The sequence below is a fragment of the Brevundimonas bullata genome, from assembly GCF_003350205.1.
Taxonomy (GTDB): domain Bacteria; phylum Pseudomonadota; class Alphaproteobacteria; order Caulobacterales; family Caulobacteraceae; genus Brevundimonas; species Brevundimonas bullata.
Map to the genome: position 1 here is coordinate 62,462 of NZ_QLLC01000001.1, position 19,170 is coordinate 81,631.

Sequence of the window (19,170 nt, forward strand, 5' to 3'; positions counted from 1 at the left end):
AGACAAACGGCGGCGTCACTAAAGAGATGCCGGGGCGGGGTCAACCGCCCTTGGACCTTTAGATCTTCTAGGACCTTTAGACCTTCTGGGTTTTGCGCACCCAGACCCAGGCCAGGCTGGTCAGGGCGAAGAATCCGACGCTGGGAAGAATATAGTCGCCCGCCGCCGCCGCGACTGCAAAGGCCGAGAAGACCGCGCCGCCAATCGCCAGCAACCGCCACCCCGTCTTGCGGGTCAGCTTCCACAGCGTCAACGCGCAAAGAGCGTACATACAGAGTGTCAGCACCGACGTGACGCCTATCAGTTTCTCGAACTGCTGACCAAGTTTCGGCTGCGAACTGGCGATGACCAGGACACTCATGACGACACAATTGAGGATCGGATTGCTCAGGGGCGTCTTGCCCTTGTCGGCTCCGCCGAACCAGCGCGGCATCCAGCCGGCCTCGGCCGAGCCGCGCGCGGTTTCGCCCGCCAGCATGGTCCAGCCGGCGATGGTGCCCAGCACCTTGATCACGGCGCAGGCCGCGACCAGACCGGCCACGGACGAGCCCATGACCCGCGCCACCAGATCGGCGTAGGGGCTGGTCGAATGGACCAGAACATCGGCGGGAATGACGCCGAAGACGGCGATGCTGGCGGCCACATAGACGATGAAGGCCAGGGCCACGCCGCCCAGCGAGGCGCGCCCGACGTCGACGGCGGGGTTCTTGACCAGGCTGGACAGGGCCGCGGCGCTCTCGACGCCCAGGAAGGCCCAGAAGATGATGGCCAGCGAGGCCGGCACCGTCTTCAACAGGGGCTGGTCGCCGGGGCTCCACGAGGCGGCGAAGGTGTCGCCGCTGAAGGCCATGGCCCCGGCGATGATGGCCAGGACAATGGGGATCAGGCCGAGGCCGAGCGTAATGGCGCCGAACCGCGCCGCGGTCCGCGCTCCGCTCGCATAGGCCGCCGTCGTCAGCCAGATCAGGGCCAGATTGCTGAGCGCCGCCCACAGGGGCTCTTTCAGCGCGGGAATGAAGAAGGCTAGATAGCCGGTGCCCGCCACCGCCAGCGCCACGTTCCCGGCCAGGCAGGCGGCCCAGTAGGCCAGCCCCGTCTGATAGCCGATGAAGCGGCCCATGCCGCGCCGGGTGAAGTCCGACAGCCCGTCGGCGTCCGGCTGCATCCGCCCCAGACCGCCGAACACCAGGGCCAGGGTCACGGCGCCCAGGCCGCAGATCAGCCAGCCGATGATACTGCTGCTGCCTGTCGGCGCCAGGGTCGCAGGCAGTAGATAGACGCCCGAACCGATCATATTGCCGGCCACCACCAAGGCGGCGAGCGCCCAGCCAATACGGTGCGGCGGGTCGGGCAGGATTTCCGTCTGGGTCATGTCCGCCCTTTACGCGGGAATTCTCGCCCCGTCCCATGCGAATACGCCGCCGCTATCAGCCGGCGTCAGACCCTCGATCACCGTCAGCAGGCTGGCCGCGGAAAAGGCCGGGGAGAACAGCTTCTCCGGCTTGACCCCACGCTGGAAGGGCGCGCTCAGGGCCGTGTCCACCGTGCCCGGATGCAGGCCCGCGACCACCGCCTGCGGATGGGTGCGCGCCAGTTCCACCGACAGGGTCTTCAGGATCATGTTCAACGCCGCCTTGGACGCGCGATAGCTGTGCCAGCCGCCCAGCCGGTTGTCGCTGATGGAGCCGACCCGCGCCGACAAGGCCGCGAACACCGCCCGCTGGTCGCGCGGCAGCAGGGGCAGGAAGTGACGGGCCGCCAGCGCCGGGCCTACGGCGTTGATCCGGTAGTCGCGCATCAGATGCTCCGCCGTCAGCTCGCGCCAGCTGCGTTCGGGCGTCTGGCCGGAGTGCAGCACCCCGGTCGCCGTCACGATCAGGCTGGGCGCCGGACCTTCGGCGATGCGCGCGGCGGCGGCGGCCATGCCGGCCTCGTCCTCCAGATCGAGAAGACCATGCGTCACGCCATCGATGGGCGCGACCGGCGTGCGCGACAGGCCGTGCACCACGCGGTCGCCCGCCTGCCCCAGTTGCTGCGCCAGCGCCCGCCCCACGCCGCCCGACACGCCGATAATGATCGCCGAACCCTGCGTCATGGCTTTTGCTCTCCCTTGTCGTGAGGAAATACGCCGCTGAACCGTCTCTGGACCGATCACGCCCTACCCTCGCCGTCGGCGGGGGTCTAGGAAGCGGCCAGACCCCGCCTCACCCTGGACGCCCCATGACCATCACCACGGTCGGCCTCGATGCCGACGACACCCTCTGGCACAACGAGACCATCTTCCGCCTGAGCCAGAAGCGGTTCGTGGACCTGCTGGCCGATCACGCCGACGAGCCGGTGATGATGGAGCGCCTGTCGGTGGTCGAGCGGCGCAACCTGCGTCTCTATGGCTATGGGGTGAAGGGCTTCACCCTGTCGATGCTGGAGACGGCGATGGAGCTGTGCGACGGCGCCGCCCCGCCGCACATCATCCGCGAGATCCTGGCCGCAGGACGCGAGATGCTGGCCCATCCGGTCGAGACCCTGCCCGGCGTCGACGAGGTTCTGGCCGAACTGTCGGAGAAGTATCGCCTGGTCCTGATCACCAAGGGCGACCTGATGGATCAGGAGCGCAAGCTGGCCGCCTCGGGTCTGGGCGAGCTGTTCGCCGCCGTCGAGATCGTCTCCGAGAAGGACCGCTCGACCTATGACCGCATCTTCGCCCGCCACGGGACCGGCGCGGCCGAGGCCGTCATGGCCGGCAACTCGATGAAGTCCGACGTCCTGCCCGCGCTGGAAGCCGGCGCCTTCGCCTGCCACATCCCCTACGAGATCACCTGGGCCCACGAACTGGCCGACGCCCCGGAAAACCACCCCCGCTACGTCTCGCTCAGCCGCATCGCCGAACTGCCCGACTGGATCGCGGCGATAGACCGGGCGGAGTAAAATCCCCAGCCGCCTCATTCCGGCCCTTGCCGCCCCGCCCCCGCATCTCTAAACGGGCCGCTTAACCGACAACCTGAACGGATCGGTCGCGGGGGCTCGCCCTGCGTCCGGTTTCTTCGCGCGCGTGGAGCCCGCCGCTGACCAGTCATGAGGAAAAGGATGCTATGGTGCGCGCTGCTCTGGCCGAGCAGGGCGACAGCGGGATCACCCCGCGCCATACGCTGTTCTACTTCTATGGCGACGGCGACCACGGCGACCTCAACGAGGTGGCCCGCCGCGCAGGGTTTCTGACACGGAGCCAGGACGACATGACCGTCCTGGAGACCACCATAGCGGTCGACGAGGCGTCGTTTTCGCCTGTGTCGGCCATGATGCAATCCTGGGCCGCGGCCTTCCAGCTCGACTACGACGGCTGGGAGTGCGCGGTCGTGACGAACTGAGTAGCAGCCGATGCCCAAGCGCACAGACATCCAGTCCATCCTGATCATCGGCGCCGGCCCGATCGTCATCGGCCAGGCGTGTGAGTTCGACTATTCCGGGGTTCAGGCCTGCAAGGCGCTGAAGGCCGAGGGCTACCGGGTCATCCTGGTCAACTCGAATCCCGCCACCATCATGACCGACCCGGAGGTGGCTGACGCCACCTACATCGAGCCGATCACGCCCGAGATCGTCGAGAAGATCATCGCCAAGGAGCGCCCCGACGCGCTTCTGCCGACCATGGGCGGCCAGACCGCCCTGAACACGGCCCTGGCCCTGAACGCCTCGGGCGCCCTGGCCAAGTACGGCGTCGAGATGATCGGGGCCAAGGCCGAGGTCATCGACAAGGCCGAGGACCGTCAGAAGTTCCGCGACGCCATGGACAAGCTGGGCCTGGAAAGCCCCCGCAGCCGCGCCGTCCACCATATCGAGGAAGCCGACGACGCCCTGGCCTTCGTCGGCCTGCCCGCCATCATCCGCCCGTCCTTCACCCTGGCCGGCACCGGCGGCGGCATCGCCTACAATATCGAGGAGTTCCACGAGATCGTGGAGCGCGGTCTGGACCTGTCGCCGACCACCGAGGTCCTGATCGAAGAGTCGGTGTTGGGTTGGAAGGAATATGAGATGGAGGTGGTCCGCGACACGGCGGACAACTGCATCATCATCTGCTCGATCGAGAACATCGACCCGATGGGCGTCCACACCGGCGACAGCATCACCGTCGCCCCGGCCCTGACGCTGACGGATAAAGAATATCAGCTGATGCGGACGGGCTCGATCAACGTCCTGCGCGAGATCGGCGTCGAGACCGGCGGCTCCAACGTCCAGTGGGCGATCAACCCGGCCGACGGCCGCATGGTCGTGATCGAGATGAACCCGCGCGTGTCGCGTTCGTCCGCCCTGGCGTCCAAGGCCACCGGCTTCCCCATCGCCAAGGTCGCCGCCCGTCTGGCCGTCGGCTACACCCTGGACGAGCTTCAGAACGACATCACCATGGTGACGCCGGCCAGCTTCGAGCCGAGCATCGACTATGTCGTCACCAAGATCCCGCGCTTCGCGTTTGAAAAGTATCCGGGTTCGGAGCCCCACCTGACCACGGCCATGAAGTCGGTCGGCGAGGTCATGGCCATCGGCCGCACCTTCCAGGAATCCATGCAGAAGGCCCTGCGCGGTCTGGAAACCGGCCTGAACGGCTTTGACGAGATCGAGATCGAAGGCGTGGCCGACGCCGAGGACGACGCCAGCGCCCGCGCCGCCGTCATCCGCGCCCTGGGTCAGCCGACGCCCGACCGCATCCGCGTCATCGCCCAGGCCTTCCGTCACGGCCTGACGGTCGAGGAGGTCAACGCGGCCTGCTCCTACGAGCCCTGGTTCCTGCGTCAGATCGCCGACCTGATCCGCACCGAGGGCCACGTCCGCGTCCAGGGCCTGCCCGCGACCGACGCTGATTTCCGCAAGCTGAAGGCCAAGGGCTTCTCCGACGCCCGTCTGGCGACCCTGACCGGCAAGACCGAGGTCGAGGTCCGCAAGGCCCGCCGCGCCCTGAATGTCCGCCCGGTGTTCAAGCGCATCGACACCTGCGCCGCCGAGTTCGCCTCGGCCACGGCCTATATGTATTCGACCTATGAGAGCGGCGCCCTGGGCCAGATCCCCGAGTGCGAGGCCGCGCCGTCGGACAAGAAGAAGGCCATCATCCTCGGCGGCGGTCCCAACCGCATCGGCCAGGGCATCGAGTTCGACTACTGCTGCTGCCACGCGGCCTTCGCCTTTGCCGACATCGGCGTCGAGTCGATCATGGTCAACTGCAACCCCGAGACCGTCTCGACCGACTACGACACCTCGGACCGCCTCTATTTCGAGCCTCTGACTGAAGAGGACGTGCTGGAGCTGATCGACGTCGAGCGCTCGAACGGCGACCTGATCGGCGTCGTGGTGCAGTTCGGCGGTCAGACCCCGCTGAAGCTGGCCCACGCCCTGCAAGAGGAAGGCGTGCCGATCCTGGGCACATCCGTCGACAGCATCGACCTGGCCGAAGACCGCGAGCGCTTCCAGCAGATGCTGGAGGCCATCGGCCTGAAGCAGCCCCCGAACGGCCTGGCCCGCTCGGCCGAGGAAGCCGCGCAGAAGGCCGAGGAGGTCGGCTATCCCGTCGTGCTGCGCCCCTCCTACGTCCTGGGCGGCCGCGGCATGATGATCGTCCACGACCGCGAGCAGTTGGACCGCTATGTCGGCGAGGCCATGCGCGTCTCGGGCAGCGACCCGGTCCTGATCGACCACTATCTGAACCGCGCCACCGAGGTGGACGTCGACGCCCTGTGCGACGACGAGACCGTCTTCGTCGCCGGCGTGCTGGAGCATATCGAGGAAGCCGGCGTCCACTCGGGCGACAGCGCCTGCTCGATGCCGCCCTTCTCGCTGCGTCCCGAGATCGTGGCCGAGCTGAAACGCCAGACCGCCGCCATGGCCAAGGCCCTGAAGGTGCGCGGCCTGATGAACGTGCAGTTCGCCATCGAAGAGCCGCACAGCGCCGAACCGCGCATCTTCGTGCTGGAAGTGAACCCCCGCGCCAGCCGCACGGCGCCCTTCGTGGCCAAGACCATCGGCCAGCCCATCGCCTCCATCGCCGCCAAGGTCATGGCCGGCGTGCCGTTGGCCTCCTTCGGTCTGGTCGATCACGAGCTGGACCACATCGCGGTCAAGGAAGCCGTCTTCCCGTTTGCGCGCTTCGCCGGGGTCGACACCATCCTGGGTCCGGAAATGCGCTCGACCGGCGAGGTCATGGGCCTGGACTGGAAGCGTGAAGGCGAGGCCGACCTGGCCCCCGCCTTCGCCCGCGCCTTCGCCAAGTCGCAGATCGGCGGCGGCACCGTCCTGCCGACTGAAGGCTGCGCCTTCGTCTCGGTCAAGGAGGCCGACAAGCCTTTCATCGTCGAGGCTGTCCGCTCGCTGCTGGAGCAGGGTTTCTCGGTGATCGCCACCTCGGGCACCCACGACTACCTGAAGGCCCAGGGCCTCGAGGTCGGTCTGGTCAAGAAGGTGCTGGAAGGCCGCCCGAACATCGTCGACGCCATGAAGAACGGCGAGGTCCAGCTGGTCTTCAACACCACCGACGGCAAGCAGGCCCTGGCCGACAGCTTCTCGATCCGCCGCACGGCCCTGATGATGAAGATCCCCTACTACACCACCGCCGCCGGCTCGCTGGCCGCGGCGCAAGGGATCGCCGCCATCCGCGCCGGCGAACTGGATGTCCGCCCGGTGCAGTCCTACAACTGAGCCTCGGCCCAGTGCTGAAAACGGCCCCCGGTGTTTCGACGCCGGGGGCTTTTTCTTGCCGCCTAGCGGCCCGCCGCGCCGCTTAACCGTTCGTCAGCTCCCCGTCGGCGATCCTGTTCGAAGGATCGGAGACGACGCCCGAATGCCCCTGCCGATGATCGACCTGAGCCTGCTGCTTTTGCTGATCGGCAACCTGATCGCCTTCCTGATGTTCTGGCTGGACAAGGAGCAGGCCCGGAGCGGCGGCTGGCGCATTTCCGAGCGTACGCTGCTGACCGCGGTGGCCTTTGGCGCCCTCGGGGCGTGGATGGGTCAGCACATCCTGCGCCACAAGACGCGCAAACAGCCCTTCGCCAGCCGTCTGGGCCTGATCCTGACCCTCTACGTCCTCACGCTCCTGACCGCCGCGCTCTACGTCATCTGGCGCACGCGCTTCGCCTGACAGGCCGCAGCGTCGCTTGGCCTCACGTCCGCAGGCACTGGAGCGGACGGCGGCGCCGGAGCCCCGCCGCAACTGATCCGGCTTCGACGTCTGGACGTATCCTGCGCCAGACGCCAAGCTCGGCGTTCATGTCTGAGGGGCGCGGCGATGATCCTGGTCCACCATCTGAACAACTCCCGCTCGCAGCGCGTGCTCTGGCTGCTGGAGGAGCTGGGCCTGGCCTATGAGGTCAAGCGCTACGAGCGCAATCCGGCCACCATGCTGGCCCCGCCCGAGCTGAGAGCCGTCCATCCCCTGGGCAAGTCCCCGGTGCTGGACGACGGCGACGTGCGCGTGGCGGAAACCGGGGCCATCGTCGAATACCTGCTGGACGCCCACGATCCCGAGGGACGGCTGCGTCCGGCGCGCGGCACGGCGGACGGGCGGCGCTTCAGCTATTGGATGCACTATGCCGAAGGCTCGGCCATGCCGCCGCTGCTGCTGAAGCTGGTCTTCGCCCAGATGCCCAAGCGGGCGCCGGGCCTGGCGCGTCCCCTCGTCAAGGGCATCGCCGCCAAGGCGCAGGCCAGCTTCATCGACCCTCAGCTCAAGGCCCACGCCGACTGGCAGGAGGCTGAACTGGCCGCGACCGGCTGGTTCGCCGGGCCGTCGTTCAGCGCCGCCGACATCATGATGAGCTTCCCGCTGGAGGCCGCCGCCAGCCGGGCCGTCGACCTGTCCGCCTATCCCAACATCGCCCGCTTCCTGCAGGCCATCCACGCCCGCCCGGCGTGGAAACGCGCGCTGGAGCGGGGCGGTGAATACGCCTACGCCTGATCGCCAGGTTCCGCGATCACGGCTTCGCGAGCCCGCAACCCCCGTCAGACGACGACGTTTACGAGCCCATGCGCCTTTCAGTCATTCAAGTCATCGCGGCCCTGTCAGCCGCCATCTGCGTCATCATCGCCTTCATCGCCGCTGGGGCGGGACTGATCTCGGGCTTCTTCATGCTGCTGGCGGTGGCGGCGCTGGGCTTTATCGCCTGGACCGCGATCCGCCGAGCCATGGGCCAGACCAAGCCCTGATCCGTCCTGCCGATCATGCTCTTGAGTTTGGCGAAAGGGCGCCCTACCCTCTTTGGCCGATCACGCGCGCCCCGTGATCGTGACTGTGCTGATTATACGTCTCTCCTTAGTCTCCGGGCGAAACAAGAAACTCACGACACAATGGAAAAAGTGCCGATGACGGCCGAGGGCTACCGTGTCCTCGACGAGCAACTGAAGCAATTGAAGCAGGTCGAACGACCCAGCGTCATCGCCGCCATCTCTGAGGCGCGCGAGCACGGCGACCTGTCTGAAAACGCCGAGTATCACGCCGCCAAAGAACGTCAGGGCTGGATCGAAGGCTCGATCGCCGACATCGAGGACAAGCTGTCGCGCGCCCAGGTGATCGACGTGTCCAAGCTGTCGGGCGACCAGGTCAAGTTCGGCGCCACCGTCACCTTCGTGGACGAGGACACCGAGGAAGAAGGCGTCTATCAGATCGTCGGCGAACATGAAGCCGACGTGAAGCTGGGCAAGATCTCCATCGCCTCGCCGATCGCCCGCGCCCTGATTTCCAAGGAAATCGGCGACGTGGTCGAGGTCAACACGCCCGGCGGCGTGAAGGCCTATGAGATCCTCAAGGTCGAGTGGAAGTAAGCTTCCCCGACAATGGGAAGGCCACAGGGGCGCGCGGCTCAGCCGCGCGCCCTCTGTCCATCTGGGTCGTCTCCGACGGCCGCGCCGGCATCCAGAACCAGGCCCTGGGCCTGGCCGAGGCTGTGGCCCGGCTGACCCCTGCCGACATCGCCATCAAGGCCGTCCGCTGGCGGCCGATGTTCGACCGCTGGCCGTCGGGTCTCAAGACACCGGCCATGCTGGCGCCGGGCTCCTTCGATCCCCGCGCTGTCGCCGAATGGCCTGACCTGTGGATCGCCACCGGGCGCGCCAGCCTGCCCCTGTCGGCCAGGGTCCGCGACTGGAGCGGCGGCAAGACCTTTACCGTCCAGACCCAGGACCCGCGCTGGAAGAACACCGCCTACGACCTGATCGTCGCCCCAGCCCACGACGGCCTGTCGGGCGACAATGTCGTCGAGATCATCGGCTCTCCGCACCGCATCACGCCCTCGAAGCTGGCCGAGGCCGCGCCGGCCTTTGCCGACCGCATCGCCCCCCTGCCCCGTCCCCGCGTCGCCGTCATGATCGGCGGCAGGTCCAAGGCCTTCGACCTGACGCCCGCCCACGCCGCCGATCTGGCCGAGAAGATCAAGGCGGCGGTTCAGGCGGCTGAGGGATCGCTGCTGCTGACCTTTTCACGCCGCACGCCGGACGCCGCCCAGGCGGTGATGACCGAGCGGCTGTCGGCCCTGCCCGGCTGGATCTGGGACGGGACCGGCGCCAATCCCCTGTTCGCCATGCTGGACGCCGCCGACCACATCCTCGTCACCGAGGACAGCGCCAATATGGCGACCGAGGCCGCCGCGACCGGCAAGCCGGTCCATGTGCTGCCCATGATCCCGCTGAAGCCTGCGGGCAAGTTCGCCCGCCTGCACGGCGACCTGGCCGCCCACGGCGCGGCGCGGCCCTTTGACGGGACGCTGCATGGCTGGACCTACGCCCCGCTCAACGAGACTGAGCGCGCAGCGCGCGCCGTGCTGGAGGCCATGGCCGCGCGCGGCTGATCCTCAGCCCAGCGACAGCCGCGCCAGGTTCTCGTCGCCGCGCAGACACTCCGGTCCCGGCTCAGCGCGGATCGACACGCCCGCCGCCGCCAACTGGGCGCGGAAGGTCTCCCCCGGGTTTGGCAGGGGTTCCTGCCCTTCGGCCACGGCGGCGCCCGGCGCAGGGCGGCAGTCGCGCACCGCCGGACTGGCCCGCCAGCGCGCCAGGGCCCAGACGGCCCGCGCCTTTGCGCCCGCGTCGCCCAGATCGACCACGGACAGTTCCTGTACCGGCGGCGTGACCCAGACGTCCACGCCTTCAAAGCGCCCCCGCAGCCCCGCCTCCAGGGCATAGGCGCTGGCCAGATCGAGACCTGCGTCGGGCCGCAGGAGGACGATGGCGCGACGGCCCTCGGCGTCGACCATGACCGCGTCGGTGGCGAAGGGGACGGCGTCGGACAGGCGGGTGCGCAGGGTCGCGGTCGGATCGGGGCTCGAGCCCGCGCTGGCCTGGACCGCGCGCGAGGCCGCCTGGGGATCGGCCACGACAATCTGATCCAGGGTCGCCGTCACCGGGACGTGCAAGGCCGCCGACAGCCGGTCCTGAAGCTGCTTCTGAGCATCCGGGACCAGCTTGCGCGTGCTGACCAGGGTCGAGACGGTGACGCCCTTGCCCTCGCTGCGCGCGTCCAGAAGGGTGACGCGCGAATCCGCCCCGGCGAAGATGTCGGCGACCGCCGTCCGAGTCTCAGCCGTGGCCTGGCTCTCCAGCCCAATCGCGCGCAACGAGATCACCAGCGGGATCGACAGCAGGACAAAGACCGCCAGCACGGCCAGACCACGCCACGGCGAAGGCCGCTCCCTCAACCGGGGCCGAAAGCCATAGAAGCCCGCCGTCAGCGTCGCAGACAGGGCGATGGCCACCAGGTTGGTCATGAACAGGTAGAAGGCCCCCACCGAGATCGACAGATCCCCCGTGCCGATGCCGAACCCCACCGTGGCCACCGGCGGCATCAGGGCGGTGGCGATGGCCACGCCGATGATGGTCTCGCCGCGCTGGCGGATCACCGCATAGGCGCCCGCCACCCCGGAGAAGACGGCGATCAGCAGGTCGAAGAAGTTGGGCCGGGTCCGCGCCAGAATCTCGCTGGTCGGCTCCTTCAGCGGCGACAGCAGGGTCAGCAGGATGGCCACCGTCAGGGCCACCGCCATGCCCACCGCCAGACAGGTCAGCGACTGCTTCAACCGGCGCCAGTCCAGCAGGGCCAGCGAAAAGCCCAGGGCCACGATCGGCCCCATCATCGGCGACACCAGCATGGCCCCGATGACCACGGCCGGCGACGACAGCATCAGCCCCAGGGCCGCGATGGCCGCCGAGATCACCGTCATCATCAGATAACGACCGCTCAAGCCCCCGTTGTCGTAAACCGAGGCCTCGACCGCCTCCCGGTCGACCCCGCGCCGCGCCGCGGCCAGCAGACGGCGCAGATAACTGCGCGTTTCACGGACCGGATCGGCGGCTGCAGTCATGGCGACACCCTGTTCCTTGAAACAGAATGGGCCGCTGCGACGAAGTCCGTCAATCGCCGCCGCCGCCGCCCCCGTCGGACCCGCCGCAATCGGCGCCCGGAGCGCAGTGGCTGCTGCTCGATGTCGAAGCGCCGCCGTCCGACACGATTGGGGAACCGTCAGCCGTCTTCTTGTCGTTCTGCGCCTTCAGATGGCCGGCCCCCATCAGGGCCACGCCCAGGCCCGCTCCGACGGCCACGCCCAGCGAAAGCCCCAGCGCCAGGTTGTCGACGGCCTTGCCGAAAACGACCCCGATCGCCAGTCCGACGCCGATCCCAATTGGCAGAAAGGCCGCGCTCTTGTTGCTCATGATCAAATCCCCTCGCTTGAAATGACACGCTAGCATCGCGCATTCGGGAATCAGGCCTTAAATAGGCGTCATGAGCACGCCCCGTACTGTCCGCCTCGCCGTCATCGGTTCCGGTCCCGCCGGCTGGACCGCCGCCATCTATGCCGCCCGCGCCTCGCTGAACCCGGTGGTCATCGCCGGTCTGCAGCCCGGCGGTCAGCTGACCATCACCACGGATGTCGAGAACTATCCCGGCTTCGCCGAGACCATCCAGGGTCCCTGGCTGATGGAGCAGATGCAGGCCCAGGCCGAGCACGTCGGGACCGAGGTGATCCATGACATCGTGGTCAAGGCCGACCTGTCGCAGCGCCCATTCCGCCTGACGCTGGACTCGGGAACCGAGCTTCTGGCCGAAACCGTCATCATCTCGACCGGCGCCCAGGCCAAGTGGCTGGGTCTGGAATCCGAGAACAAGTATCAGGGCTTCGGCGTCTCGGCCTGCGCCACCTGCGACGGCTTCTTCTATCGCGGCAAGCAGGTCGTGGTCGTCGGCGGCGGCAACACCGCCGTCGAAGAGGCCCTGTTTCTGACCAACTTCGCCGAGAAGGTCACGGTCATCCACCGCAAGGCCGAGTTCCGGGCCGAGAAGATCCTGCAGGACCGCCTGTTCGCCCACCCCAAGATCGAGGTGATCTGGGACGTGGCGGTTGATGAAATCCTCGGCGTCGTCGACGGCGTGGCGCGCAACGTCACCGGCGTCCGCCTGAAGAACGTCAAGACCGGCGACCTGTCGGAAATTCCCGCCGACGGCGTCTTCATCGCAATCGGCCATGCCCCGTCTTCGGAGCTGTTCGCCGGCCAGCTGGAGATCAACTCCGGCGGCTATCTGCGGGTCAAGCCTGGCACGGCCTCGACCGCTATCGAGGGCGTCTATGCGGCGGGCGACGTCACCGACGACGTCTATCGCCAGGCCGTCACCGCCGCCGGCATGGGCTGCATGGCCGCGCTGGAAGCCTCGCGCTTCCTGGCCGAGGAAGACCACAAGGCCGCCCACAACCCCATCACCCACGCCGAAGCCGAGAAGATCGGCGCCTGGTAGGTCTAAAGGCGAGGGCTGCGGCCCTCGCTGCAAGCCTCTAGTTGAAAACCTGCAACTCGGGCGGCGCGTAAAGCGTGGGCTCGCCTTTGCGACGCTGCAGGGCGTATTCGACCGCGCTTTGAATCGCATAGTCGTCCGTCGGCTTGGGCAGAACGCCGACCGCGCCGGCCACGCCGTCGCGCACCATGCCGGGATTGGCGGTCATGAACAGAACGGTGATGCCCCGCTCCTGTCCCAGTTCGCGACCCAGCTCAATCCCTGTCGGTCCGTCCGACAGATGGATGTCCACCAGCGCCAGATCCACCTCGGATTCACGCACAAGATCGAGCGCCGTAGGCGCATCCGCAGCCAGCCCCACGACCTGGTACCCCAGGTCCAGCAGGGCGAACTTCAGCTCCATCGCCACAAGCGCCTCGTCCTCGATGATCAGAATACGCGCGGACATACTACCTTCCTGACTACTCCAGTTCGGCTCGGACTGCAGGGGAGCGCAGACCTCATGCCGTCTTCAACGCCGCTCTGCGACGCGACAAGGCCGTCGCGGGCAGGTCAGCCTTCACCACCAAACCCTCTGCCAGCCACAGACGTTCCAACCGGCCGCCCAACTGGCCTTCGACCGACAGCGTCGACAGGGTCGTGCCAAAGCCGGCGCGCGTCGGCGCGCCCGTCACCGGCGGTCCGCCGTGCTCGCGCCAGACCAGGATGAATCGATCATCCGCCTTGCGCGTCTCCAGCATCACCCAGCCGTCAGGGTCGGACAGGGCGCCGTACTTGGCAGCGTTGGTCGCCATCTCATGGAACAAAAGGGCCACCGAGGTCGCCGCCTGGTCGTCGAACACGGCGTCGTCGCCGCTCAGCAGCACTCGGGGCGCGCCCTGAACCCCGGTGTAGGGCCGGAACATCGCCTCAAGAAAGGCGTGCAAGGTCATGGTGCCGACGCTCGGCGCCGAGATTTCCGTGTGCGGGCGCACGAACTCATGCGCCCGGGCCAGGGCGTTGATGCGCGTCCGCAACGACTGCGAAAACGCCTTGGCTTCCGGATGCTGCCGCGCCGACAGGGCGACCAGGGCGGACACCACGGCGAAGATGTTTTTGATCCGGTGGCTCAGCTCCTGGCTGACCAGTTCCTTGCCGCGCTCGATCTGCTTCAGGTCGTCGATGTCGGTGCAGGTGCCGAACCAGCGCACGATCTCGCCCTCGTCGTCCCGGATCGCCGTCGCCCGTCCCAGGGTCCAGCGATAGAGGCCGTCGTGGCGACGCAGCCTGTATTCGATCTCATAAGGCTCGCCGGTGGCCAGGGACTCGCGCCAGACCTCCCAGGCGCGTTCCCGATCCTCAGGATGAAACAGGTCGCTCCAACCTGCGCCGTCGGTCGATCCCGGCCTCGTCCCGGTGAACTCGTGCCAGCGCGCGTTGAAGTAGTCGTGGAAGCCGTCGGCGCGCGTGGACCAGACCATCTGCGGCATGGAATCGGCCAGGGCGTCGAACCGCGCATTGCCCGCCCGCTCGCGCGCCAGACCGCGCCTCAGATCCAGCAGGGTCATGACCTGATTGGCCATCACCTCCAGGGCCCGCAACTGCACGGGCGTCAGGCCCTCGGGACGCGGGACCACATCCAGAACGCACAGCGTGCCCAGGGGCGCGCCGTCCTCGCTCTTCAACAGCACGCCAGCATAGAAGCGGAAGCCCCCCTCGGCCGTGACCAGGGGATTGCAGGCGAACCGCGCATCCTTGCGCGCGTCGGGCACCACCAGACGGTCGGCTTCCAGCAGGGCGTGGCGACAGAAGGAGGTTTCCAGCGGCGTCTCGCGCACGCCCAGCCCGACCTCGGCCTTGAACCACTGCCGCTCAGCGTCGATCAGATTGACCACGGCCACCGGGGTTTCGCACAGGCTGGCGGCCAGCTCGACGATGTCGTCAAAGGCCGGCTCGCGATCCGTGTCGAGAATGCCCGTCGCCCGCAACGCCTTCAGGCGGTCCGCTTCGGTCCATGTAGACGAGCTGGCGTCAATCAAGCGTTCAATCCGGAAAACCTTTCAGCGGGCCAAAAGAAATGCGTGAAGCGACAAGTCGTTGCAGTAACCGACGCCTCAGGCCGCCGGCTTGCCGACTTCCTCGACCGCCATGGCGGTGACGCCGGGCGGCGGCGCGACCGCGACGGCGGGCGCCGCCTCATAGGCCTTCAGCCGCTCGTTGATGGCGGCGATCTCTTGCTTGCTGGCCTGACGGCGGCCGCCCAGGCTGGCGATGCCGACGACGCGGGTCTGGCCGTCGATCTCGACGGTGCGCAGCTGGTTCGGCGCGGCGCCGGCCAGGGCCTCCTCGACGCTGTCGGCGGCCAGCAGGACGCGGGGCCGGGCGAAGCGGGCCTCGTCGATGACCGGCTCGCGGCCCGCCGACCTCTGGACGAAGGCTTTGCTTTCGCCCGGCGCGCCCTTCCAGCGATAGAAGATGTGCGCCCCGACCTGGGTGATCTTGGCCAGGGTCGGCGACCACCAGGGGTGGACGTAGTCGGCGTGATAGTGGGTCGCGGTGCCCACGCGCGTCGCCACATGGCCGGCCAGGGCGCGCTCGGCCACGCGGGCGGCGCGGGACCATGCCCAGGGGATAGGGGTGCGGCTCAGGGCGCCGTCGCAGGTGAAGCTGAACTGGCAGCCGGTGGTCCGCTCGGCCCCCTGATAGACCACGCCGCAGACCGTGTTGGGATAGTTGGGGTCGCGCACCCGGTTCAGCACGACCTGGGCCACGCCCTCCTGCCCCTCGCTCGGCTCCAGCGCCGCCTCGTAATAGACGGCCTGGGTCAGGCAGCGCAGGGCCCGCTTGCGGTCGGCCTCGGTGGCGGGACGCAGATCAAAGGGCTTGGCCGGTTGCAGGGCGCCGAAGGCGGCGGGCATGGCCGCGTTCAGCTGCTGGGCCGCGACGCCCGAGACACCGGCGTCCAGCGACGGCTTGCCGCCCAGGCTCAGGCTCTCCCAGCCCGGCGTGAGGCCGTAGAGCTCGGGCTGGTTCAACCCCGGATCAAAGCGGCGGGCGATCGCAAGCTGACCGGGGTCCAGCCGCGCCATGATCAGTTTCAGGCCGTTCAGGGTCAGGTCGCCGCCCGTGGCGCGGGCCACGGCCTCGGCGGTGCGATCCAGATCAGGGCGTACGCTGGAGCTGGCCGACATGGCCAGGCCCATGACCGCCAGACTGACAGCAGCGACCATGGGCGCCGCGGCCAGGGCCTGACGTCCGGTCGTCTTCAGCTGCGGCAGTCGGCCTTTCAGCATCCAGCGTCCCAATCCAGCGTCTCATGTGCGGCGCTGGCGAGCGCCGGAGGGCGATCCTGTGACCGCCCAATCCGGCGCTTTTCAGGCCCGAAGATTACCGTTCCGTGAGGGGCAGGCCGGGAGCCTGATTCACGGCGTCGAAGGAACCGCAAGGCGATCCCTCCTCAGCAGACCAGGCTCTAACGCTCGCCGAGGCTCGAACGCAGCATCCAGGCGGCCTTTTCGTGCGCCGCCAAGCGCTGGGTCATCAGATCGACGCTGGCCTCGTCGCCCACCTTGTCGGCGGCGTCCAGGGCCGCGCGGGCCGTGGCGATCAGAACCCCGTGGTCCTTGATCAGCTCCTTGAGCATGGCGCCGGCGTCTTTTTCAGGATCGCCGTCCTTGATCGAGGTCAGGTTGGCGAAGGCCGAGGCGCTCTGCGGGGCCAGCTCGCCCAGGGCGCGGATACGCTCGGCGATGTCGTCCAGCGCGGTCCAGATCTCGGTGTACTGCTGCTCCAGCAGCTTGTGCAGGCTGAAGAATTCCGGCCCCCGGACGTTCCAGTGATAGCCGTGCGTCTTCTGATAGACGGCGAAGCTGTCAGCCAGAACCTTGGACAGCTCCTGCGCGACGTCGCCGCGTTCCTTGGGTTTCAGGCCGGTGTCGATGGAGGCGGTCATGTCTGCTCCTGATGCGTGACGAACGAAATATCCAGCTCTGCAGTTAGGTCTTTTCGCGCCGCAGCCAAGGGGCGGCGACGACCTGGGCAGATGAATCTTCGCTGTGCCTAACGCTGAGGATGCCGGAGCGTTGCAACAGGATGCCTTCTCCCCTTGCGGGAGAAGGCGGCCGGTCAGGGCCGAATGAGGGGTGTCGCCACGGCGGACGTGGGCTGCGGTTTCAACATCGCGCAACCCCTCATCCGTTCGCCTTCGCCGTCCACCTTCTCCCGCAAGGGGAGAAGGATTTTAGAGGTCTTAGCGCTGACGCGCCTTGCGGGCGGCGTAGCGGGCGTCGCGCGCGGCCTTCTGCTCTTCCTTGGTCAGCTGCTTGCGCTCCTTGCGGGCGGCGCGTTTGGCGGCGTCGACCTCTTCCTGGGCTTCCATTTCAGCAGCCAGACGAGCGGCTTCCTTCTCGGCCTTCTCGCGGCGCTGTTCAGCCTTCTCCAGCTCGAACTGCTGGCGCAGGGCTTCCTTCTCGGCGGCGCGCTTGAGGGCCAGCTTCTCGAACTCAGGATCCTGGACCGTCGGCTTGGGCTTGAACTTGGCCAGCAGCGCCTTCTTGGCCTCTTGCTGGGCGGTGATGCGGTCGTTGAAGCCGGTTTGTTTGAGGTCTCGCATGCGTAGAGGCGGTCTTCCTTGAAACTCTGATGAGGGGCGACGCCGATCCATGGCGGCCCGGCGGGCGTGCAGATGCGCGAACGGCCCGGCGCGCTGCCAAAGCGGAATCCAGCGCAGAAATCAAGCTCTGCCGCCGTTTCAGGCCCTGAAACACGCAAATTAGGGCCAAGATCGCATCCTGAGCGCCAAATGGGCGCTTGGGGCGCCGCCGGCAAGCGACGCCGCAGACGGTCGATCAGTGCGGCTTGTCGATGTGGCCGACGGCGGCGCCGGCCGCGCCGCCGACCGCTGCTCCGACCGGCCCGGCCACCACGGCGCCGGCGATGGCGCCGGTCGCGGCCTTCTGCTCGACCGTATGTCCGCAGGCGGAAAGCGCCAGGGCCGACACCCCCAGAGCGAGAAGGGCGGCGACGCGGATCGGGAAACGGGTCATCAGGCGGAGAACTCCTTGAAATGGTTGAGCTTGCAACGCCCTCACACCCAAAGAGTTCCCTTCTCAGGCGAGACTCATCGGACCAAGTAAAGCTGACCCTTCGAATAGCGTTTAGGCCGCAAACGGCCGCGGTTCGAAATCATCGGGCCGTATCCGAATACAGATTCGGTGAGATGTGCTGAAGCAATGACACAAGCTCCTCATAGATCGACGAACCGCCTGCTGTAGAGGCGCGACGGATTGCTGCATCGCAGCGATAACTAGCGAATCAAACACATTGAGGTCATAAACAGATGGCTTAAGGCCCGCCTTCCGGAGGTCGGCCGTTCGTCGATCTCTGGTCCGGAGCCAGTTCGCGACGCGTCATGTCGCCTGGGTTCGTTGAGTACAGGGGCGGCATCCTCGCCCTGCTGAACAGGACTACACCTTTGAGTTTCTCCTCGCAGACGCGTGCGCTGATGCACGCCGCCCAATCTGTTCGCCTGCGCCCCAAGACGGCGGCTGCGGCGTTCGGCGGCGTTGTCAGCCTTGCCGTCGGTGGAGCCTATCTGGGCGGCGTCGCCGCCCAGGCTTCAACCGTTCGCGCCCAAGCTGAACGCCTGCACGGCGCCGGCTCCGAGGGCTATACCCAGGAAGCCATGGCCGCCGCGGCCGGCGGCCTGGACGCCAGCGCCCTGGCCATCGCCGATCGTCACGATCCCTATTCCGTCGCCGGCGCCGCCCAGCGCGACCGCCAGGCGGAGTTGCTGACCGCCCGCCTGGAAGAGTCCCAGAATGGCCTGCGTCGCGCCGACCTGACCAACCCCGCCGCCAAGCCTTTCCGCATGGGCAGCGCCCTGGACCAGACGCGCGATCTCGATTGCCTGACCAAGGCCGCCTACTACGAAGCGCGCGGCGAAGGCTCGGACGGCATGAAGGCCGTGGCCCAGGTGGTGCTGAACCGCGCCCGCCATCCCTCCTTCCCCAACACCGTCTGCGCCGTGGTCTTCCAGGGCTCGAACCGCAGCACCGGCTGCCAGTTCAGCTTCACCTGCAACGGCGCCATGCGCGGGGCGGTCAACCGCGCCGCCTGGAACCGGGCGCACGACGTGGCCTCCAAGGCCCTTTCGGGTCAGGTCTATGCGCCCGTCGGCAACGCCACCCACTTCCACACTACCGGCGTATCGCCCCGCTGGCGTCATAGCCTGGTCAAGGTGAACCAGGTCGGCAACCACCTGTTCTACCGCTTCGGCGGGCGTTCGGGTTCCAGCGACGCCTTCCGCTATACGCCGCGTCCCTCGACCGGCGCCGAAACGCCGCGCATGATCCAGGCCAGCCTCAAGACCGAAACCTCCACCGGCCCCGTGCCCTACAACCAGATCGCGTCGGAAACCGCCGTCGCCGGCTGATCGCCCG

General features: G+C 67.7%; 20 protein-coding genes. 10 read left to right on the forward strand and 10 right to left on the reverse strand.

Annotated elements, in window-relative coordinates; genetic code table 11:
- Positions 1-76 precede the first annotated feature (76 nt).
- Positions 77-1,372 carry an amino acid permease gene (locus tag DXK21_RS00295; RefSeq protein ID WP_114815795.1) on the reverse strand — a complete coding sequence of 432 codons (1,296 nt, stop codon included), beginning with the start codon at positions 1,370-1,372 and terminating at the stop codon, positions 77-79.
- A gap of 9 nt (positions 1,373-1,381) precedes the next feature.
- Complete coding sequence (locus DXK21_RS00300; protein ID WP_114815796.1) at positions 1,382-2,095, reverse strand: SDR family NAD(P)-dependent oxidoreductase; 714 nt, start codon at positions 2,093-2,095, stop codon at positions 1,382-1,384.
- A gap of 125 nt (positions 2,096-2,220) precedes the next feature.
- Between DXK21_RS00300 and DXK21_RS00305 the strand changes: the two genes are divergently transcribed.
- The 8 genes from DXK21_RS00305 (at position 2,221) to DXK21_RS00340 (ending at position 9,818) form a co-directional block, all read left to right on the forward strand.
- A complete protein-coding gene (locus DXK21_RS00305; protein ID WP_114815797.1) occupies positions 2,221-2,925 on the forward strand; it encodes an HAD family hydrolase in 705 nt (234 codons plus the stop codon).
- Positions 2,926-3,089: 164 nt separating this feature from the next.
- Positions 3,090-3,365, forward strand: a complete 276-nt coding sequence (locus tag DXK21_RS00310) for a hypothetical protein (RefSeq protein ID WP_114815798.1) — start codon at positions 3,090-3,092, stop codon at positions 3,363-3,365.
- Positions 3,366-3,375: 10 nt separating this feature from the next.
- Complete coding sequence (gene carB / locus DXK21_RS00315) at positions 3,376-6,675, forward strand: carbamoyl-phosphate synthase large subunit (RefSeq protein ID WP_114815799.1); 3,300 nt, start codon at positions 3,376-3,378, stop codon at positions 6,673-6,675.
- 142 nt (positions 6,676-6,817) lie between these two features.
- The gene (locus DXK21_RS00320; protein ID WP_211305939.1) at positions 6,818-7,117 is read left to right on the forward strand and encodes a DUF1294 domain-containing protein; all 300 of its coding nucleotides are present in this window, start codon (positions 6,818-6,820) and stop codon (positions 7,115-7,117) included.
- 147 nt (positions 7,118-7,264) lie between these two features.
- A complete protein-coding gene (locus DXK21_RS00325) occupies positions 7,265-7,933 on the forward strand; it encodes a glutathione S-transferase (RefSeq protein WP_114815800.1) in 669 nt (222 codons plus the stop codon).
- Positions 7,934-8,001: 68 nt separating this feature from the next.
- Complete coding sequence (locus DXK21_RS00330) at positions 8,002-8,181, forward strand: hypothetical protein (protein ID WP_114815801.1); 180 nt, start codon at positions 8,002-8,004, stop codon at positions 8,179-8,181.
- Between the two features lie 141 nt (positions 8,182-8,322).
- Positions 8,323-8,796 carry a transcription elongation factor GreA gene (greA, locus tag DXK21_RS00335; protein ID WP_114815802.1) on the forward strand — a complete coding sequence of 158 codons (474 nt, stop codon included), beginning with the start codon at positions 8,323-8,325 and terminating at the stop codon, positions 8,794-8,796.
- Complete coding sequence (locus tag DXK21_RS00340) at positions 8,787-9,818, forward strand: mitochondrial fission ELM1 family protein (RefSeq protein WP_114815803.1); 1,032 nt, start codon at positions 8,787-8,789, stop codon at positions 9,816-9,818. Before greA ends, DXK21_RS00340 begins: the two co-directional genes overlap by 10 nt.
- Before the next feature lie 3 nt (positions 9,819-9,821).
- Here the strand turns inward: DXK21_RS00340 and DXK21_RS00345 are convergent, their stop codons facing one another.
- Together DXK21_RS00345 and DXK21_RS00350 are read right to left on the reverse strand one after the other, a co-directional pair.
- Positions 9,822-11,327 (reverse strand): TIGR00341 family protein, encoded by a 1,506-nt coding sequence (locus DXK21_RS00345; protein WP_114815804.1) that lies wholly within the window; start codon positions 11,325-11,327, stop codon positions 9,822-9,824.
- A 49-nt stretch (positions 11,328-11,376) separates the two neighbouring features.
- Positions 11,377-11,676, reverse strand: coding sequence for a glycine zipper domain-containing protein (locus DXK21_RS00350; RefSeq protein ID WP_114815931.1), 300 nt, complete (start codon positions 11,674-11,676; stop codon positions 11,377-11,379).
- 70 nt (positions 11,677-11,746) lie between these two features.
- Between DXK21_RS00350 and trxB the strand changes: the two genes are divergently transcribed.
- Positions 11,747-12,754 carry a thioredoxin-disulfide reductase gene (trxB, locus tag DXK21_RS00355; protein WP_114815805.1) on the forward strand — a complete coding sequence of 336 codons (1,008 nt, stop codon included), beginning with the start codon at positions 11,747-11,749 and terminating at the stop codon, positions 12,752-12,754.
- Between the two features lie 37 nt (positions 12,755-12,791).
- Here trxB and DXK21_RS00360 read toward each other — a convergent pair whose 3' ends face one another.
- The 6 genes from DXK21_RS00360 to DXK21_RS00385 form a co-directional block, all read right to left on the reverse strand.
- Positions 12,792-13,199, reverse strand: a complete 408-nt coding sequence (locus DXK21_RS00360; protein WP_114815806.1) for a response regulator — start codon at positions 13,197-13,199, stop codon at positions 12,792-12,794.
- 52 nt (positions 13,200-13,251) lie between these two features.
- Positions 13,252-14,769: a sensor histidine kinase gene (locus DXK21_RS00365; protein ID WP_245944995.1), complete on the reverse strand. Its 1,518-nt coding sequence runs from the start codon at positions 14,767-14,769 to the stop codon at positions 13,252-13,254.
- Between the two features lie 75 nt (positions 14,770-14,844).
- Positions 14,845-16,023, reverse strand: a complete 1,179-nt coding sequence (locus DXK21_RS00370; RefSeq protein WP_114815807.1) for a cell wall hydrolase — start codon at positions 16,021-16,023, stop codon at positions 14,845-14,847.
- Positions 16,024-16,202: 179 nt separating this feature from the next.
- Positions 16,203-16,682: a Dps family protein gene (locus DXK21_RS00375; RefSeq protein WP_114815808.1), complete on the reverse strand. Its 480-nt coding sequence runs from the start codon at positions 16,680-16,682 to the stop codon at positions 16,203-16,205.
- A gap of 297 nt (positions 16,683-16,979) precedes the next feature.
- Complete coding sequence (locus tag DXK21_RS00380) at positions 16,980-17,342, reverse strand: DUF6481 family protein (RefSeq protein WP_114815809.1); 363 nt, start codon at positions 17,340-17,342, stop codon at positions 16,980-16,982.
- A 235-nt stretch (positions 17,343-17,577) separates the two neighbouring features.
- Entirely contained in the window at positions 17,578-17,775 is a 198-nt protein-coding gene (locus tag DXK21_RS00385; protein ID WP_114815810.1) for a hypothetical protein, read from the reverse strand.
- Positions 17,776-18,203: 428 nt separating this feature from the next.
- Between DXK21_RS00385 and DXK21_RS00390 the strand changes: the two genes are divergently transcribed.
- Positions 18,204-19,163 carry a cell wall hydrolase gene (locus tag DXK21_RS00390; protein WP_245944996.1) on the forward strand — a complete coding sequence of 320 codons (960 nt, stop codon included), beginning with the start codon at positions 18,204-18,206 and terminating at the stop codon, positions 19,161-19,163.
- Positions 19,164-19,170: the final 7 nt, after the last annotated feature.

Coding starts and splice junctions, on each gene's coding strand:
- DXK21_RS00305 (WP_114815797.1), top strand. CDS start 2,221: ATGACCATCACCACGGTCGGCCTCGATGCCGACGACACCCTCTGGCAC.
- DXK21_RS00375 (WP_114815808.1), bottom strand. CDS start 16,682: ATGACCGCCTCCATCGACACCGGCCTGAAACCCAAGGAACGCGGCGAC.
- DXK21_RS00325 (WP_114815800.1), top strand. CDS start 7,265: ATGATCCTGGTCCACCATCTGAACAACTCCCGCTCGCAGCGCGTGCTC.
- trxB (WP_114815805.1), top strand. CDS start 11,747: ATGAGCACGCCCCGTACTGTCCGCCTCGCCGTCATCGGTTCCGGTCCC.
- DXK21_RS00385 (WP_114815810.1), bottom strand. CDS start 17,775: ATGACCCGTTTCCCGATCCGCGTCGCCGCCCTTCTCGCTCTGGGGGTG.
- DXK21_RS00370 (WP_114815807.1), bottom strand. CDS start 16,023: ATGCTGAAAGGCCGACTGCCGCAGCTGAAGACGACCGGACGTCAGGCC.
- DXK21_RS00360 (WP_114815806.1), bottom strand. CDS start 13,199: ATGTCCGCGCGTATTCTGATCATCGAGGACGAGGCGCTTGTGGCGATG.
- DXK21_RS00345 (WP_114815804.1), bottom strand. CDS start 11,327: ATGACTGCAGCCGCCGATCCGGTCCGTGAAACGCGCAGTTATCTGCGC.
- DXK21_RS00330 (WP_114815801.1), top strand. CDS start 8,002: ATGCGCCTTTCAGTCATTCAAGTCATCGCGGCCCTGTCAGCCGCCATC.
- carB (WP_114815799.1), top strand. CDS start 3,376: ATGCCCAAGCGCACAGACATCCAGTCCATCCTGATCATCGGCGCCGGC.
- DXK21_RS00295 (WP_114815795.1), bottom strand. CDS start 1,372: ATGACCCAGACGGAAATCCTGCCCGACCCGCCGCACCGTATTGGCTGG.
- DXK21_RS00350 (WP_114815931.1), bottom strand. CDS start 11,676: ATGAGCAACAAGAGCGCGGCCTTTCTGCCAATTGGGATCGGCGTCGGA.
- greA (WP_114815802.1), top strand. CDS start 8,323: ATGGAAAAAGTGCCGATGACGGCCGAGGGCTACCGTGTCCTCGACGAG.
- DXK21_RS00310 (WP_114815798.1), top strand. CDS start 3,090: ATGGTGCGCGCTGCTCTGGCCGAGCAGGGCGACAGCGGGATCACCCCG.
- DXK21_RS00300 (WP_114815796.1), bottom strand. CDS start 2,095: ATGACGCAGGGTTCGGCGATCATTATCGGCGTGTCGGGCGGCGTGGGG.
- DXK21_RS00380 (WP_114815809.1), bottom strand. CDS start 17,342: ATGCGAGACCTCAAACAAACCGGCTTCAACGACCGCATCACCGCCCAG.
- DXK21_RS00320 (WP_211305939.1), top strand. CDS start 6,818: ATGCCCCTGCCGATGATCGACCTGAGCCTGCTGCTTTTGCTGATCGGC.